Source organism: Myroides odoratimimus (genome assembly GCF_001485415.1).
Taxonomy (GTDB): Bacteria; Bacteroidota; Bacteroidia; order Flavobacteriales; family Flavobacteriaceae; genus Flavobacterium; species Flavobacterium odoratimimum.
This window is the reverse complement of sequence record NZ_BCMQ01000042.1, coordinates 1-15,699: the sequence shown is the minus strand read 5'-3', so window position 1 is coordinate 15,699 and position 15,699 is coordinate 1. Positions and strand designations below refer to the sequence as shown.

The window sequence follows — 15,699 nt, the reverse complement described above, 5'->3', positions numbered from 1 at the left end:
AGCCCGGTCATCGCGCCTGCTTTGGGAGCAGGAGGTCGCAGGTTCGAATCCTGCCACCCCGACTTTTTCGGCATCAGAATGTGCCTAAATCCGTAAGTATCAATTACTTACGGATTTTTTTATTTTTAAATATATCATAATAATCCATTGTAAATCAATCTAAATGTGAGCTATTAGGTGAGCTATTTTTAAAAGGTAAATTAGCTCACCGAATCGAGTTTAACTAATTGTATTTCAACAAATTAAATACAATTTATTTTAGTTTAATTCAGTGCTTTTTGGTCTTGTTTGAATACTATTCAGGTGAGTAGTTTTTTAAAACCATATCAAAACAGTTCGGTTAACATTAAAATAGATTGATATGAAAACAAAAAACACATTTGGAATACACTTCATTATACGTGTTTCTAATTCAAACAAAACAGCCCCATCCCTTATATACGCTAGGGTTACAGTAAACGGGCAACGAACAGAAATTTCTTTAAAACTAAAAATATCCCCTACTTCTTGGGATAGTATTAAAGGAAAAGCAAAAGGAAAAAGTGAGGACACGGTTCGAATCAACGCACATATTGAGCGAGTACGTTCCCTCATTACAGATGCCTATCATCAATTAGTTCAACAAAAAAGAGTTGTCTCTATAGGAGCAGTTAAAAACATCTTTCTCGGACATGATGATACAGAATCATCACTTTTAAAGCTTATAGACTATCACAGAGAGATTGCTACAAGTAAATTAGCTTATGGTACGCTAAAGAACTACTTCTCTACGGAAAAGTACCTTAAAAGCTATTTGCGTAAAGTACACAATCGAACTGACATCTATTTAAGTGAGATTAACTACAAATTTATCTTCGACTTTGAAAACTTCTTGAGAAACTGTAAACCGATTCACAAGCATCAACCATTAAATAACAATGGTATTATGAAACACATTGAAAGATTTAAAAAGTTAATCAACTTAGCTATTACAATGGAATGGATGGAGAAAGATCCCTTTACCAAATATAAACTTCAATTTGAGAAGACAGAAAGAGGACACCTAACTAAATCAGAACTTGAAATCCTTGTCAACAAGAATTTCGCTATTGAACGATTACAATCCGTTCTTGATATGTTTTTGTTTAGTTGTTATACTGGTTTAGCCTATATAGACATCTTTCACTTAGCACCTCAAAATATAGCTAAAGGAAGCGATGGAAAAGATTGGATTATATCAAGCAGAGAGAAAACTAAAATACCTGTAAGGGTTCCGCTATTACCTGAAGCTTTAGAACTAATTGAAAAATACAAAGACCATCCTATTGCTTTTGCCAAAGGTAAACTGTTTCCAGTTATTAGTAACCAACGAATGAATGGTTACTTAAAAGAAATTGCTACCATATGTGAAATAGATAAGAATCTATCTTTTCACTTAGCCAGACATACCTTTGCCACAACCGTTACACTAAACAATGGTGTGCCAATTGAGTCAGTGAGTAAGATGCTTGGACATACCGCTATTCGAACAACCCAGATATATGCGAAGGTATTAGAACATAAACTGGGTGAAGATATGGACAACCTAAGAGAAAGAAGACTTATTCAGGAAAATCACAAATACAACTTTGAAGAGTCAAATTAAACCTCCCAAAGACAACAGAACTAAACCAAGACATACAAATTGTTATTTAGGGTTAGAACTAAGCTTATAGCAGCTTAAAACAAATCAAAACTAACCCTAAATACTATTAATTATGAAAGTAGAATTTATAACAAAAGAAGACCTTGAGATTTTTAAACAAGAGATTATTACTGAGATAAGAAGGTATAGTCCTTTTAATAGAAAGAAAGATCAAGAAATAAAGCAATGGATTAAAAGCTATGAGGTAAGAAAGCTTCTTGGTATTTCTCCTGGTACCTTACAGAATATGAGATTAAATGGTACAATACCATTTAAGAAGATTGGTGGACTTATATTTTATAGGTATGAAGATATAATAAAAATGATGGAAAGTGAATGAAATGAAACAGCCCCAACTATTACATGGATAGTTGGGGCTGTTTTATTAGATAGAAAGAGATTTATCCCTTTCCATATATCTTATAAATAATGATTTTAAGGCCTTTGTATTTTTGTGTGACAACATGAAAATAACTAAGCTTTTAAATCTTATCAAATTTATTTTCAATCTCCTTTAAACGATTAAGTAAATCAGTCCAGCTTAAACTATTTCCAATGATCAGGGATATACCCTACTCCGTATCTTTTATAAATTACTGATTTCAGGCTTTTGATTCTTATGTACCACAAATCATCATAAATTATTAAGTAAATAATTTTTCAGTATATTAATTCAAAATAAAAATACTTATCATATAGAAATAATTTGTTCTAAATAATATTAGCCTTTCCTTAATCAATTAAAGATCTATTACTCTTTTAATTGTATTATAAAATGCCTGATAAAACGAAGAATCTTGAGCATACAATTTGTAAAGCTCTAACTCTTGCTTTCTTTGTTGAGCCATTACATCATCGAGAATTTTTTTCAATGCTAACTCTCTATTTTGGTTATCAACATTCTGTGCCACTTTCGAATCAAAATCCGGGTGTGACTGTACAGATTTACTCAGAGAAAGGAATTTAACCCTTTGATCATCTGGTGTGGCTTCCCATCCCTGAAACCATCGCTCATTAAATCCATTAATAATAGCTTCTAATTCATCTTTTTCTTCTTCTCCATGTGCACCTCTGGCATTAGGGTTTTGAGGGCTTAACTCTGTTTCCTCATCATCAAGAGGAATGGAAACATTAAGTTTGGTTCTTTCCAATCCATAAGTTGAGAGATCCACAGATTCCAGCAACTCATCCAATAAATCAGCTTGTGAGTCTCTAACTACCATTTTGGGAATTAAAAATTTAAGAAACCAAAAAAGCTTTTCCCAAGCCAATATTTCATAAGGTAAAATTGCTGCAACCTGTCCATAAATCTTTACAAACTGCTTTGCCTTAATTTTATAATCTGCTTTTTGTTTATCATCCAAATCCAGCTCGTCGGCAAATCTTTTAGTGGCTATATCTATAATCGGACTTAACAATTGTGCATCTGTACCTTTAAAGTATTTTTCATTAAAATCATCAACTTCCGACTGTTCATAAATTCCAGAATCGTCCAGACTGTCTTTCAACTCATGTAGTACATTAATATCCGTTGCACCACTCAGGCTGGTTGCCGTATAGAAAGGGTTAAAAGATTTTTGAATATCTTCTATAGCATTAAAGAAATCTAACACGAATAAATCCTCTGTTTTTTTGTTCAATTTATTAGCAGAGCGATTTAGTCGCGACAAAGTTTGTACTGCCAGTACACCTTGCAGTTTTTTATCTACATACATTACCGAAAGTTTTGGCTGGTCAAATCCTGTCAAGTATTTGTTCGCCACTACCAGCATTCTGTATTCGTCTTCGTCAAATTTATCTTTGGTTTCACTTTCCGAAAAACCATTCATTTGCGCTTCGGTGTATTTGATGCCACCAATTTCTTTTTCACCCGAAAAGGCAATCACAATTTTAAAGGGATTTCCTCGCTTATCCAATAGCTGACTCAAAGCCTGATAGTAGTGGATAGCAGATTCGATACTTTGCGTCACTACCATTGCTTTGGCTTTACCGTTGAGCTTTTTCTGATTGACTACAGCACTGGTAAAATGATCCAACATAATTTCGGCTTTGGTACCGATGGTCTGTTGGTGTTTTTCTACATAAGCTTTCAGTTTTTTCTGAGCTTTGGAAGTATCAAACAACGGATTGTCTTCAATGGATTTCTCCAATTCATAATAACTTTTGTAAGTAGTATAATTTGCCAATACATCCAGAATAAATCCTTCTTCAATCGCCTGTTTCATTGAGTACAGATGAAAAGGTTTAAACGAACCATCTTCCTGCTTTATACCAAATTTTTCTAAAGTAGCATTTTTAGGCGTAGCAGTAAAAGCAAAATAAGAAGCATTTTGCGTCATCTTCCTCGCATGCATCGCTTGAAGCATCATATCCTGATAATCTTCGCTGTCCGCCTCATCACCTTTGTTCCCTATGGCTTCATTAAGTTTATCAGCTGATGTTCCAGATTGGGAACTGTGGGCTTCGTCAATAATTACTGCAAATTGCTTATTACTCATATCGGCAATACCATCAATGATAAACGGAAATTTCTGAATCGTGGTAATGATAATTCTTTTCCCATTTTCTAAAGCCGATTTTAAATCAGAAGACTTATACGCTGGAGCTACAATGTTTTTAACTTCAGAAAACTCTTTAATATTATCTCTCAATTGTTTATCCAATAATCTACGGTCTGTTACGACAATTACTGAATCAAACAGTGGTTGGTTGACTGATTTATTCCCTGCTACTATTTCATTTTCGGGATAAGCTTCTATTAATTGGTAAGCTAGCCAAGTAATTGAATTGGATTTACCCGACCCCGCACTGTGCTGAATGAGATAGGTTTTTCCTGCTCCGTTTTGTGCTGTGTCTTTCAGCAATCTACGCACTACATCTAGCTGATGATAACGAGGAAAAAACAAAGTTTTCTTGCTCAAAGCATCATTTTCTCCTCCATCAAAACGAACAAAATGCTGAATGATATTGGCAATGCTTTCTCTCTTTAAAATATCCTGCCAAAAATAGGTGGTCTTATGACCAAACGGATTGGCTGGGTTGCCTTTACCATAATTTTCTCCCAAATTAAAAGGTAAAAAGAAAGTCTTAGCGCCATCCAGTTTGGTGGTCATGTAAATTTCATCAGTATCTATAGCAAAATGAACGATACATCTTCCAAAATTTAATAGTGGTTGCGTAATATCCCGTTTAAACTTATACTGATTAATACCATGAACTTTCGCATTCTGCCCTGTCCAATGATTTTTTAGCTCAATGGTGGAAATCGGAATACCGTTGATAAAAATCACCATATCAATTTCTTCCAACGGATTAGATGCAGAATATCTTAATTGTCTAGTTACGCTGAACTGGTTTTGCTCAAAGTTATCTTTGATCTGCTGACTACTATTTTGTAATGGTTCTACATAAAACAAGGTAAAATGTGCATCATCTACAGCTAAACCTTTACGTAACAAACGCAGAATGCCGTATTTTTTGACCAATTTATCGTAGCGATCGAGGATTTTTATTTTCCAGTCGCTTTGGCGTTTAAGTTTTTCGAGTTCGTCTTTTTGGGTGTTTTCCAAAAAATTCCAAAAGCGTGCTTCATCCAGAGCATATTTGGGATTAAAATCAGCTGGATAGCCTATTTGATATCCTTGCCCACCGTAAGCTTCGGTTGGTTCTGCTGTAATTCCGTTTTTTATATCTTCAGTCGAAATGCCACAAAGTGCTTTTTCTATGGCGGTTTCGAGAGCGAGTTCGTTAGTTTGACTTTTCATAATTAATTAGTTACAGTTGACAAATGAGCCCCTATGTATCCAACATAAACTTTCCTTGTTTGATTATTAGGAAAAAAATGAAATCTTAGATCACCTGTCTTTATGTGTAGTTCAAAAAGTTCAGTTCCCCCATTTGGTAGCGAAAATCGTCTTTCATTTCCATATCTATTCATAGTGCTAGAAGATTCTGGTGAAATACGTAATGCATAGTTATTATTTATTTGACTATAACTAAAATTACCTGAAACCCAATTCGCTACTGCATCTTCAAGTAATTTTAATTTGTCTATAATTTGATTAAAATGAGTGGAATTTCCACAAAAAGCTATTTGATGTTTGACTTCTCCGCACATTATCAAATTAGGGAATAAGCGTTCTCTCTTAATCCAGAAGTTTCGAAATGTAACTCTCCATAAGAACAATTCGTTAAATGCACCATAATCAGCATTGTTTTTGATTTGTCTTTCCATTTCAATACGGGTCAATTGAAAATTAATTCCTAAGAAGCCATTATTTTCTTCTGGAAAATTGGAGTCAATTTGAGGAGAGTTATTAAAGTACATATCAGAAACTTTTAATTGCTCAATAAATAAACCTATAACTTGCTCTTCTTGACTACTATAATTCATATATAATTCCTCCAATGAAGGTAAATTATAGATAGAATCATGTTTAAGAAAGACATCATCATCATCTTTTTCAATGGCAATAAGCTCCTTCATTCCATTCTTAAAACAATTATAATCCATCTGATCAATAGCCTCATTTACTAAAAAAAAATTACTCATCCTCTCCTAATTTTAAAAAGTTGAGCAAAATCAACTTGGGTTTGATCAAAAAAGCCTTTTGGCCACGATGACAATTCTCCAAGTTTATTAATCGAAATTGATTCTAACTTTGGTTGCAGTTTCGGTTGTTCGTGACTAAAAAAGTTTATAGTTACGTCTTCATTATTAATTTCACCTGTCGCACAAGATATTTGAACACCATTAATAAAATGATCACTATGAGTTTCTACAATAATCTTTACACCTGCCTTGGCTATCATTGATAGAAACCTTCCTATTTTTGATTGAGCTGAGGGATGTAAATGAGCTTCAGGATTTTCAACAATTAAATAACTTCCTCTTCTGGCAATAAGTCCACTTACTATTATAGGAAGAACATAACTAATTCCAAAACCTATATTTGTTGCTATAGAACTTTCACCGCTAGTATAACCATTATCAATTCTAATCTGAGCTGACAAGGTATTAATATCATAAGACGCATTTACCGAAACACCTGGCATTATTTCATCTAGCCATGCGTTTACTTGTTGTTCTAATCTTTTATTATTTGTTTTGTTATTCCTTCTGTTTTCCTCTACCTCAAATTTGTAATTGAAATTGGTGTCACCAATTAATTGCGCTACATATTCACCTTTGAATCCTGTATTTGGAAAATCAAAAAAGGTAATATCTTGTCTTACTCTAGGCCCTACTCGCTCAGCATTCAAGTAATAAAATTCTTGAAGGAATAAAGAGGTCAAGCTTTTACTAACATTTTGCGTATTTTCTAATTTATCTGGTTTCAACCATAGTAAGTTATCTGAATCACTGATATATGAAACTCCGAACTTTTCAGAATCTTTTTCTATAGCAAATTTTAATTGAGTGGACTTAAAATTTCTTGGGATGATTTCTTCACTGTTACCTAGAGACAGACAATAAGAACCATTCAATTCTACATTTAGCCCATTAATTGCTTTATATTCATATTGGTTAACAGGACTTCCTTCCCAACTAGAACAATGCTCAATAGTTCTTCTTAAAAAAAGTAAAGATTGGATCACTGTACTTTTTCCATTGCCATTTGCACCAGCTAATATTGTAAGTTGATTCAAAGGAACTTTTATCTCATTAAAACACTTGAAGTTTTCTATACTCAATAGCTCCATAATTAAATTTTTAAATTACTATCAATTATCGTTGAAACTTTATCAAAAACATATAAAAGATTGTTTCGTCCATTTGTACCATATGATAAAAAATTTAAGAATTCTTGATCTTCTTCAATACTTTTTGCAAGTGGAATCAGCAAAGCTTTTTCAGGATTTAACTTACAAACACTTTCATGGTTATAATTCGACAACAATACTGAACAACTTACAAACAAAGCTTTATTGATTAATTGCTTATAAGCATTTGGCCATAAATCATGAGGACGAACTTTTCTAAAAGCAAATCTACTTCCAAATAAATATTCTGCATTTTTCATGGAACTAGAAAACAAAGCAACATACTTTTCTAGATCATTCTTTGGTAATTTAGACAGTTCTTCTGTTAAATCATCCAAAGATGAATCCATATAGCCGCTGTATTCATAAATATTTCCTTTGTTCTCTATAAACCTTGAAAATAGTATAAAACGCAAAGCTAACTCCTGATCATCCATTCTAGTAGGTTTTATACTGTAATCTGTTGCTGATTTAAATTCAGATAATGCCACCATATCATTTATAACCTCACGAAGACTTGTTGCAGCTAAACAATTCCTAATCTCTTGATTATTAAGAGGTTTTCCTCCAGTGTTAATTCTTCTAAAAATATCATATTTTACTTTTGGAGGGGATGAAGGATCAATAACATTCACAGAAAATTGAGTTTGGTTGAACCAACGTAAGTATTTAGCATCCAAACCAACTTTTTTTCCTTCACTTTGATAGTATTTTCCACCACAACTATCTTCCAGATATTCTAAATTGCGAAGAGGGAATTTATTATCCATAAATTCTTTTATAGTTGTTAATCTTTGTAATCCATCAACAATAGTAATTCTACCCTCGTTATCTTCAGAAAAATAGAACATAGGTAACGGTATTCTCAATAATATAGATTCTATTAATCTAGATTTTTGTGCACTGTTCCAAACAAAGTGTCTTTGGAAATCTGGAGATAAATCAATATCATTATCATCTATCATGTCTGATATAAGTCGCAAGCTAAAAGGTTTGGCATGAACTTTTATCTTTTCTGGATCAAAAGGGCTATGCTCTTCTGAAAAATCTAACTCTGTATTTTCAGTACCTGATTGCTCAGATTCAATAATTTCTAACAGAATCTTGTCCAATTTTGAAGATAAAACTATATCCTCATCAGAAATTAATTCATTCTTTTCAATAACTATAAATCTGTTATTTTCAATTTTAGCTTTAAGCCAAATATTGTTTTCTTCATCTATAAAATCGTAATTATTATCCAACACTTTAGAAGGATTTACGAATTTTGATTCATTTTCAATTGTAATCAGTTCTAATATCATGAATATCTGCTTTATAAATTAATTTTCACCTTCCCCGTTACCACATTATCTATCAGCACCGTTTTATACTCCTTCAGCTTTTCTATTTCTTGCTCCTTCAGCGCAATGGCTTTGGTGATTATAGCTTCGATTTCTTCTAAATGAGTAGTAATTTGAACCTGTTCATGTAGTGGTAAATATAAAATAGGCATATCCAAAACATATTCTTGCTTAATATTTATTCTTGTAAAGCCTCGTCCTACACTTGCAAAATATTCTCTGTAGTTCTTTGAAAGCAACAAAAAGTTTATATACAATGGACTAATATTTTTATCAGAAACTTTAAATCCTTTACAAAAGGAATTAAGAAAAACTTTTGTCTTCCCTAGATAAATTGAATTTTTACCAATGTCATCAAACGTTTCACTACTCATTAAAAATAATATATCATTAAATTCAACTACATTTTGAACGTCATACGGATCACTTTTTACAAAATGTAATTCGTTTTCAGAAATTTTATTATTTCTAAAAATATTTGTAAAAGGGATAAATGGAGAAAAACCTTCTTTTGGCTCTTTAGAAAAATCGTCTCCTTTCTTGTTAGTTAATCCAGAAAACATACTTCCTAAATACTTTAACTTCCTCACCTCCCAATGCTCCGGTATTTGCCCAATCCATTCCACACCGCTGGTTTTCATTGGTACGGCTCCATCCAAACCTTTGGTTACGGCTTGCTGTATCAGGATTTGTCGACGTTCTTTCAGCAGTTCTATTTCTTTTTGTCGGATAGCGATAGTTTGGTCTATCTTGGCGGTTTTATCATCTAAATAAGACACAATTTGTATTTGCTCTTCAGTACTTGGGAGAGGCAATTTTAATGACCTCAAATCATCTCTTGAAACCTTTAATCTGAGAGTGTTGTATTTGCCATCACCTCTATCAATAGCCATTAAACCTTTGCCAAGACTATATAAAACACCTTGAAGAGTTTTACATCGAAACAAATACTCATAAAATTTTGAAGAATTAATATCTCCATAATATGTATAATAAACAGGACTAACACATCCAAAATAGTTTGAAACTCCAACAGCTCCAACAATCATATTCATACTATTTAAGACTAAGTCACCTTTGTGAGCTAACTTATACTGTGTAAAATCATCTTTAAATCGATCTAAATTTGTTGTTTTATCCGCATATAAAGTAACTCCTTTTTCAATTGAAAGTGATAATCGTTCTTTACTTTTTATTGGATAATTTTTTTCATTACGTTCAATTAGAATATTCTTCAAGGATTCTACATTCCAATCTTTTGGAATTTTTCCTAGCCAATAAATATCGCTCTCCCTATATTCCTCGTATCTTTTCATCTGCTAAAAATTTAAGATTTCTGCCAACAAACCATCGCCTTCTTTTTCTAGTGCCAAAATATCTTTGGTCACTTCTTCTAGAGAACGTAAAGGAGTAGGTTGGTAAAAATATTTGTTAAAGCTTAACTCATAGCCAATCTTTACGCTGTCTAGCGCCATCCAGCTTTCTTCGGCATACGGTTTTACTTCTTTCAAATAATATTCCTGTATATTGTCTTTCAGCGGAATGCTTTCACTGTCACGTAAATCGCTTTCGGTTTCGTAAATGATGTATTCGCCTTTCTTTTCTGCAGGGAAATAACCATAATACGGCAAATCTTTTTCGGTACAGCCCAAAAACGCCAATAAATCCGTTAGCTTTTGTCCGCTGAGTTTTTCAGTTTTCTTGATGACTTTCTCTGCCGTTTCATCATACCAGCTTACGGCATCGAAAATTTGTTTCTTTTCAGAAGCCGAGAGTTTGGTTTTATCTTGTTTCAACACTTCCTCAACTTTCGTTGTAAAACTATTAAAGTTGGTAAACTCGTTTGTACCTATAATTTCCATCAGGCGTACAGCAGTTTGATATAACGTTTCTTGCTTTTGCCAAGTTTCCTTTTTTAGAAAAGCTGTAAGTTGTTTGGTGTTGATGTTCAGTTCATGTTTGTCGATATAGTCGGCAATGGCTTTTTTGTGGGTTTCCAATCCGCTGTAAACTTCCATTGCGTAAGTTTCAAAAAGGTATTGCGAAAACTCGGGTTGTACTTTATCCCATTTTAACACTTGTATTTTTTCTGTAGTAAACTGTGCTTTCAATCGCTTCGGTCTTTCTATATTGATTTTATAAAAGCCAAAATCTGCATTTTCAAAAACTTTGCTTGCAAGTTTTTGTTCTCCTTCTTTTTCCTTTTCACTCAACTCCAAATAGCAGTTTACAATATCACTGATGTTCGTTTTACTAAGCTCACAACTTTTATTCCCAAGAGCTTTTATCTTTTGATGCATTTCAGAGGCATCAATTAATTGTACTTTCCCTTTACGCTTAGAGGATTTATTATTGGTCAATATCCAGATATAAGTGGTAATTCCAGTATTATAAAATAGGTTAGTAGGCAACTGGATAATCACATCCAATAAATCATTTTCTATAATATAACGACGAATATTACTTTCGCCACCACCTGCATCGCCAGTAAACAAGCTCGAACCATTGTGTACAGAAGCAATACGGCTTCCTATTTTATTTTTATCGGTCAAGACTTTCATCTTGTCCACCATTTCCATCAGGAACAGCAATTGCCCATCACTTGAACGGGGTATAGCATCCACATCTTCTTCTACGCCCCAGTAATTTTTTAATCTAATTTTAAAACGGTTGTCAATGACATCTTTCCCGTCTTTAATGTATTTCTGCTCACTCGACCAGCTTTTTCCATACGGTGGATTAGAGAGCATAAAGTCGAATTTTGTGCCTGCAAATTCATCGGTTGAAAGTGTAGAACCCACTTTGATATGCTCGGGATTTTTGCCCTTAATCATCATATCCGATTTACAAATGGCATAGGTTTCATCGTTTACCTCTTTTCCAAACAAGTACACATCGGTATTGGTAGCTTTAATTTCTCCGTCGGGATCGGTGATGAAATTTTCCGATTCGGTTAACATTCCGCCCGTTCCACAGGCAGGGTCATAAATCGTAATCACCGAAGGAATTTGATTTTTAATCGGTTCAAAAACCATGTGCGTCATCAAATCAATCACTTCTCTTGGCGTATAGTGTTCTCCTGCTTCCTCATTATTCTCCTCATTGAATTTACGGATCAACTCTTCAAACACATAACCCATTCCTAAATTGGTCAATGCAGGAAGTTTTCTTCCTCCCGAATCCAGTTTTTCAAAAGGCGTCAGATTGATATCCGGTGATGTAAATTTTTCTAATACATCCAGCAATACATCTTTATTAGCCATGTGCTTGATTTGTGCACGAAGCTTAAACATATTTATGATTTCCTGTACATTGGCACTAAAACCATTCAGGTATTCTTCAAAATTTCCTAATAAAATCTGTTGACTATTGGTAGCATTGGCATGCAGGCTTTGCAATGTCCACTCGCTGGTATTGTAGAAAACATATTTAGAAGCAGCGGTCATTCCCTTGTCATCCCACTCGGTAAACTTCATCGTATTTTTTTGAAAATCTACTTCTTCTAAAACCCTTTCTTTAGTAGGTTCAAGCAAAGCGTCTAATCTTCTCAACACTACCATTGGCAAGATAACATCTCTATATTTCCCTCTCACATAAACGTCTCTTAGACAGTCATCGGCGATGCTCCAAATAAAGGAGATTAATTTATTATGTACAGCGTGGTTCACGATTATTTAAAATATTATTTTGTTGAATATAAAAATTCCTTGATCTTAATTTCTAATAGTCTAGCTTTTTTTAATCTATGGTAGCATATCATTAGCAAACCAACAAAAAATAGTGAGTACATTGTTACTAAATTCTTCAGTTAACTAACTACTAGTTCTGGATTTTTTATCAAAATGACTCTTATTATATTGATTATCAATGCTAGTTATTAGATTATCATCGGATGTTAAATATAAGGGTATTTAAATGATTGACAAACAAGAAAGCACCTCTTATTGAACTAAGTTTATTTAATTGATTATTCTTTTTAAACACAACTGATACTTTTAATCCTTTATTAAACTCCTCTTGAGTTTAAGCAACAGAAAATTAAAAAGCAGTTAATTGAAGAATCATTAACTGCTTTTTAATTTTTTTATTATTTAACCTTACCTACATTTATTGACTTTGCCTTTAAAAGCCCTAAAATCTTTATTTTCAAAACCAAATTCCTCATCCCACTTTTCTCATTAACTTCAATTAAAAGCACCTGTTTATCAGATAAAGTAAATTGATCTAACATAAAGACATTGTCTTGTTTACCTTGACTATTAATCGTTTGAACATCACTATAACTTCTAATTGGTTTTAAAGCTACTTCTTGAACTGTAGTTCGTTTAGTAGTTCTTCTATCTTTAATTTTGAAGCTAATGTAATCAACTATGTAAGATAGATTGCTTTTGTTATCGACGGAGATGTGAAAGTACAGTTTACCATCTTGAGTGTAGATGCTTTTTAGCCTTGCTTCTACTCCATAGTTTTTGCTTTTAATGTTTAGCTCTTTCTTGTTCTTCTTTATGATTGCTTTCATAAAAAGATCAGCTAAACTTGGGCTGGTAGTACCTAAATCTTTAAATAGAACTTCGCTTTGCTTTTTACTGTTCTGTTTTTCAAACTTAGTTAAATCATAGCTAAGTTGTGTTGGTTGATCCTTATAAGTGGCATTGAAACTATAGTACTTGCCATCGTTTGTAATTACAGTAAAGTTTGTAGATTTAATATCTTCTTTTACAGTTTTTAAACGAAGTACATTAGAGGTAGCTTCTACTTTATTGGCGATAATCTCACTACTTCCTAAGTCCACATACTCAATACTACTTGGAAAAAGTATGTGAGTTGTTTTGTTTTGGGTAAGTTCAATATTATAAGGAGTCACCTCAGTATTAGATAGGTTGATAGACTTTTTATTCTCTTGAGCAGTTATTGTGTTTACAGTTAGCAAGCACAGTAACATATATTTGATGATTGTTTTCATAATGATTGGGGTTTATTTTGTTATTGATTGTTATTCCTTAGGCACAAGAAACAGCTCTTGCCCTTGTTTTAGAGTTACTCTTTGGGCTTTTACTTTCTTTGAAAAGTATCCTGATACGCCTTGAATGAGTCCTTTGGTTAAATCCCCTGCTATTTGATCTGAAGCTGATCTACTCATCGATATACTCGTTCCTGCTGTTTGTCCCATATTGGCGATGATTTCTTTTGAGGCGCTTATCTCTTGAAGGTCTAATACCTCAAGTCCTTTTTGCCCATAGTTATCATAACCAATAAGCTCTGTTTCTATGATGGTATCATCAATTTTAATAGAGTTTACAATGAGTTCTAATCGTCCACTGTTTACTTTGACTTTAGCAATCAGCGTACTTGCTTCAGGTAATAGAGCTCCGTTTATAACGATACTCTCTAAGAGTCTTAGTTTGATGTAACCTTCGTTTATAATGACCTGATCTTCTTTGATACTAACACTTATACTGTTTTTATGAGATTGTGTTTTACTCTCTCCTTCTGCTGTATAAAAAGTTTGATTATTTTCAAGATTAATAGGCAAAAAATCTTGTAAACTCATCGGTTTTACAAGTGAAGAGACAATATCTTTACTTGTTTTATCAACCACTGTTATAGCTTGTTTTTTACTTGAAATTGTTTTCACATTCGTAGTCTCATTTGAAGGCGATAATTCAGTTTGGTTTTGACCACCTGGCAAATACTTGGCTGCCATTTGAAAAGACTTCTCCATAAGCTCTAATTGACTATCAATCGTAATAGGCGTTGGAGTGTCTTTTTCTTCTAATCGCTCCTCTAACTCTGCAATCTGCTTCTTAAGCTTATCAGTTTCTTGATTTTCTGTATTATCATAAAAACTACTCAACACATCTTGGCTTTGCTTATAGTTCTGATAAGACCTCTCATAAGGCGTGTATGTAGGCTCCTGATTGTAATCTTGATGATTATAGCTATTATTAGACTCCTCTTGCGACTCATTCCAATAATCTGCTAAGGAGTGCATCTGGTTCTCGTTCTCTTGTTGCTTTTGTTCCCATAGCTCTTTTTCATAGGCTTTGACCTTATCAGTGGGCATCCCCTGTGTTATCGCCTCTGGAACTGAATCATTGTGTATGATAAGCTCCTTATCTTCTGGTTTAAACAAAAGATACATAGCCCCTAAAAACACAATGCCCATTAAAGCAAAGACAATGTGCTTTTTGTGTTTTTCTATAAGGTTTTGAAATACCTTATTTCCTTTAGGTACCTTCTCTATCTGGTGGGTTTTATTTGATGATTGATCTTGATTCATAGTTCTTAGTTTTACTAGTTGGTTGCGATTCTATCTTTTGTCTATCAAGCAAATACTTAACTGGTTTTATATTACTCTGTTTCTTTTGATTGCTTGTTATAGCATTTGAAATAAAGCTTGTCTTTACAATAAAAAGACAAACAAACGTGTAAAGAGTAAAAGTGGTAAGTAATAAAACTCGCTGTCTTTTTATAGAGAGGCTATTCCAATAAGTCTGTAGCCTACTGGAATAACTGTGTCTTAGAAGTTGTAGCTTATTCATAATCTTGTTTTTTTAGCGTTTAACAACTTCTAAGTCTTTATTCTCTAAAACTGTAAACTTTTCGATAATAAATCCTTGTGGGTTGTTATCTGAGCGTACAGCAGATACGAGTTGGCTACTTGTAATCAAATTCCTTTTAGTTAGGTTACTAGATCGTATGATATACTGCGTTGCATAGGTCATTGTCTTATATGGATAGGCATTAAAATCTATCTTAATACTATCCACCTCTACCCTTTGCTGAATATTACCTGAAATTATACGACTATAGTAACCTTTTTCAAGTAGGTCTTTATAATAGTCAAAGGCTGTTTTATCAGATAGATTAAACGCTCTTTGCATATTACCCTCAATAGCTGCCTTTTCAGGTGAGAGGGTAAAGAAAAGC

12 protein-coding genes are annotated in these 15,699 nt (G+C 33.3%); 2 read left to right on the top strand and 10 right to left on the bottom strand.

The features are described from left to right. The first annotated feature begins 361 nt into the window (after positions 1-361). Both MODO_RS18135 and MODO_RS18130 read left to right on the top strand, forming a co-directional pair. Positions 362-1,624: a site-specific integrase gene (locus MODO_RS18135; protein ID WP_059051426.1), complete on the top strand. Its 1,263-nt coding sequence runs from the start codon at positions 362-364 to the stop codon at positions 1,622-1,624. Between the two features lie 112 nt (positions 1,625-1,736). Then, positions 1,737-2,003, top strand: coding sequence for a helix-turn-helix domain-containing protein (locus tag MODO_RS18130; protein WP_059051683.1), 267 nt, complete (start codon positions 1,737-1,739; stop codon positions 2,001-2,003). Positions 2,004-2,403: 400 nt separating this feature from the next. Here MODO_RS18130 and MODO_RS18125 read toward each other — a convergent pair whose 3' ends face one another. From MODO_RS18125 to traK, 10 genes are all read right to left on the bottom strand, one after another. Continuing rightward, positions 2,404-5,427, bottom strand: coding sequence for a type I restriction endonuclease subunit R (locus MODO_RS18125; RefSeq protein ID WP_059051681.1), 3,024 nt, complete (start codon positions 5,425-5,427; stop codon positions 2,404-2,406). A 2-nt stretch (positions 5,428-5,429) separates the two neighbouring features. After that, positions 5,430-6,215, bottom strand: coding sequence for a hypothetical protein (locus MODO_RS18120; protein WP_059051679.1), 786 nt, complete (start codon positions 6,213-6,215; stop codon positions 5,430-5,432). Further along, positions 6,212-7,366, bottom strand: coding sequence for a DUF3696 domain-containing protein (locus MODO_RS18115; protein ID WP_059051677.1), 1,155 nt, complete (start codon positions 7,364-7,366; stop codon positions 6,212-6,214). The genes MODO_RS18120 and MODO_RS18115 overlap by 4 nt, the downstream gene beginning before the upstream one ends. A 2-nt stretch (positions 7,367-7,368) precedes the next feature. Beyond that, positions 7,369-8,730: a DUF262 domain-containing protein gene (locus MODO_RS18110; protein WP_059051675.1), complete on the bottom strand. Its 1,362-nt coding sequence runs from the start codon at positions 8,728-8,730 to the stop codon at positions 7,369-7,371. Positions 8,731-8,741: 11 nt separating this feature from the next. Further along, positions 8,742-10,085 (bottom strand): restriction endonuclease subunit S, encoded by a 1,344-nt coding sequence (locus MODO_RS18105; protein ID WP_059051673.1) that lies wholly within the window; start codon positions 10,083-10,085, stop codon positions 8,742-8,744. A 3-nt stretch (positions 10,086-10,088) separates the two neighbouring features. Continuing rightward, positions 10,089-12,437 (bottom strand): type I restriction-modification system subunit M, encoded by a 2,349-nt coding sequence (locus tag MODO_RS18100; protein ID WP_059051671.1) that lies wholly within the window; start codon positions 12,435-12,437, stop codon positions 10,089-10,091. A 419-nt stretch (positions 12,438-12,856) separates the two neighbouring features. Then, the gene (gene traN / locus MODO_RS18095; protein WP_059051669.1) at positions 12,857-13,732 is read right to left on the bottom strand and encodes a conjugative transposon protein TraN; all 876 of its coding nucleotides are present in this window, start codon (positions 13,730-13,732) and stop codon (positions 12,857-12,859) included. 30 nt (positions 13,733-13,762) lie between these two features. Beyond that, positions 13,763-15,049: a conjugative transposon protein TraM gene (gene traM, locus MODO_RS18090; protein WP_059051667.1), complete on the bottom strand. Its 1,287-nt coding sequence runs from the start codon at positions 15,047-15,049 to the stop codon at positions 13,763-13,765. Next, the gene (locus tag MODO_RS19655; RefSeq protein WP_059051665.1) at positions 15,024-15,311 is read right to left on the bottom strand and encodes a hypothetical protein; all 288 of its coding nucleotides are present in this window, start codon (positions 15,309-15,311) and stop codon (positions 15,024-15,026) included. Before MODO_RS19655 ends, traM begins: the two co-directional genes overlap by 26 nt. A 12-nt stretch (positions 15,312-15,323) precedes the next feature. After that, on the bottom strand, positions 15,324-15,699 hold a 376-nt coding region (gene traK, locus MODO_RS18080), incomplete at its 5' end, for a conjugative transposon protein TraK (RefSeq protein ID WP_069190349.1).

Excerpts from the sequence above, each read along its gene's own strand:
- traN (WP_059051669.1), bottom strand. The coding sequence starts at position 13,732 with ATGAAAACAATCATCAAATATATGTTACTGTGCTTGCTAACTGTAAAC.
- MODO_RS18125 (WP_059051681.1), bottom strand. The coding sequence starts at position 5,427 with ATGAAAAGTCAAACTAACGAACTCGCTCTCGAAACCGCCATAGAAAAA.
- MODO_RS18115 (WP_059051677.1), bottom strand. The coding sequence starts at position 7,366 with ATGGAGCTATTGAGTATAGAAAACTTCAAGTGTTTTAATGAGATAAAA.
- MODO_RS18135 (WP_059051426.1), top strand. The coding sequence starts at position 362 with ATGAAAACAAAAAACACATTTGGAATACACTTCATTATACGTGTTTCT.
- MODO_RS19655 (WP_059051665.1), bottom strand. The coding sequence starts at position 15,311 with ATGAATAAGCTACAACTTCTAAGACACAGTTATTCCAGTAGGCTACAG.
- MODO_RS18105 (WP_059051673.1), bottom strand. The coding sequence starts at position 10,085 with ATGAAAAGATACGAGGAATATAGGGAGAGCGATATTTATTGGCTAGGA.
- MODO_RS18130 (WP_059051683.1), top strand. The coding sequence starts at position 1,737 with ATGAAAGTAGAATTTATAACAAAAGAAGACCTTGAGATTTTTAAACAA.
- traM (WP_059051667.1), bottom strand. The coding sequence starts at position 15,049 with ATGAATCAAGATCAATCATCAAATAAAACCCACCAGATAGAGAAGGTA.
- MODO_RS18110 (WP_059051675.1), bottom strand. The coding sequence starts at position 8,730 with ATGATATTAGAACTGATTACAATTGAAAATGAATCAAAATTCGTAAAT.
- MODO_RS18120 (WP_059051679.1), bottom strand. The coding sequence starts at position 6,215 with ATGAGTAATTTTTTTTTAGTAAATGAGGCTATTGATCAGATGGATTAT.